Below are 1942 nucleotides of genomic sequence, written 5' to 3'. Positions count from 1 at the left end.
TTGTCGGGCTTCGCTTATACGCTGTTCGAGCGGTTACGGACTTATCTGAAGCACACGCCCTTCGCGCGCATGAGTCCGAGCAACCTGAGGCTCAAGCTCATCAAAGTAGGCGCGGTCATTATCCGCAATACGCGTCGAATCCGAGTACTCATGAGTGACAGCTACCCCTATAAAACGGCGCTATCCGATCTCGTCAGGCGGTTGGTTCCTAACTGACTGCTCGGGCGCCCCCGGCCCGAAGCAATGGGGGAAAGGGGGAAGTGTGTCTGAACGCCGGAAAGTGGTTAAAAAGTAGCCGATGTAAGTCGAGCCAGTAGGTGTTTAGCGGTGTTACAGCCTGAGTGCGGTACTGGCTGAGGTACTATGAGAAATCCAGGCTAAGAGGCTTAAAATCGCTTACATTGCTCATGCGTCCCACCCAGCTGTACTGCCTGATTCAAGCAGTGCGTTGCAATCTAGAATAACTTTGCGGCACGCCAAAATAGCACGATCCCATAACACTCCGGTCGTTTTATCGATAGCAATGGTTTGCTCACGGCGGCGCTCGAGGCGTGCGAGTGCGGCTTTGTGATCAGCGTCCAAAAGAGGCTGAAACTTGCTGCATCCGTAGCAAGTAAATGGAGCGTCCAAATAGCAGACCGTATCAGCGCCACAGACGGCCAAATCCTCAATTTGGCGATCCAGTCGACCTCCATTTTTAGCTGAAGTACGGTCTGTCACAATGGTTCCAGTAAAAGCCCCCACAACCAGCGCGAGATGATCGCTCATCTTCTCGTCAATCAGTTTCATCAACTCTGGCGATACCGCTCTGTATTTACGGACGCTGTGTGTATTTGCATGCATAAATGCGCTAGCGATTGACCACTCATCCAAACCAGCATTCGAGAGATCGGTACCGAGCGTATGCCTAAAGCGATGACCTTTGCTAATTTTTAGTGGTTGCTGGGTACGCGGCGAGATGGGAAAACCAGGCATATTTTCAATGCGATACAACCACGTTCGTATGACCCCATCAGAAATATGAAATTGCAACTTTGGTTCTTGCTCCAGCAATCGTAAGTCAGGTAAATCAACTATTACAGGCACTGACTCTTTCCCTCGTCGCTGACCTACTAATCTTCGACGAAAAAGAGGTACATTATTAATTGCTTTGTACCAGTTGGCTCGCTCAGGATATTCCGCCTCAAGTCCCGCTAGAACAATTGACTTATAGGCTTGCACGGTATTATAAAGGTCTTCATCTAAGTTAAATATCTCTGACTTTGCTCTCCACCCTGCATCACCTCCTCTTTGCTTCGCCCAAAAAATTCGAATTTTGTAGCCATGATCGGATTTAATAAAGTCCTTAAAGACAAGTTCCCTCAATTGACAACCTCGCAACCCATAGATCATCGCTAGCCGCAAATAGAGGTAGTGCTCAGGATCTAAATTTTTGTGGCAGAACTGGTCATGCATCCACTGGAACAGTGCGTCTTGCTCTACTCGCGTGAATGGTCCTTCCTCGGGATCCAAACGTAGGACCACATCATTTTTTGATCGTTTCTTTCTCGGTAGCGCTTTATAAGTATCCAGCAAAGCTTGGGAGGGTCGCTTTTCAAGCGATTCACACGCTTGCCAAAACTCCATAAAACCTACCAATGAGGAAAACTCACCCACATTAAAACGCTCACGTAGATCGATCAGGTGATCCATATTTAGGGGCTCTAGATCTGCCTTTGCAGCGCGTGATAACACTGAAGTAACCTGTCCAATAGTTCCCTGTGCAACCTCCGTCATACGATAAGCTAAAGCAGCCTGTAACCAACGCTGCCAGTCAGGTGGAACACAAAGAATTGCGGCTTCCCAATTAACCCCTTGCCGGACCGACCGGTCAGGCCACCACAGCGGTTCAGAGGGAGTATCGAGTAGGGTGAGGCGTTACCGCCTCATCCCTCTCACAGAA

Annotated in this window: 2 protein-coding genes; one reads left to right on the top strand and one right to left on the bottom strand. The window is 49.1% G+C overall.

All coding sequences use genetic code 11. The annotated features are described in order from the left end of the window. On the top strand, nt 1-216 hold a 216-nt coding region (locus INT21_RS06870), incomplete at its 5' end, for a transposase (RefSeq protein WP_193085021.1). 189 nt (nt 217-405) lie between these two features. Here INT21_RS06870 and INT21_RS06865 read toward each other — a convergent pair. Continuing rightward, entirely contained in the window at nt 406-1692 is a 1287-nt protein-coding gene (locus INT21_RS06865; RefSeq protein WP_193085020.1) for a site-specific integrase, read from the bottom strand. Between the last annotated feature and the right edge of the window lie 250 nt (nt 1693-1942).

The organism is Halomonas sp. 3F2F, assembly GCF_014897805.1.
GTDB lineage: Bacteria > Pseudomonadota > Gammaproteobacteria > Pseudomonadales > Halomonadaceae > Vreelandella.
This window is presented reverse-complemented; position numbering and strand designations above follow the sequence as displayed.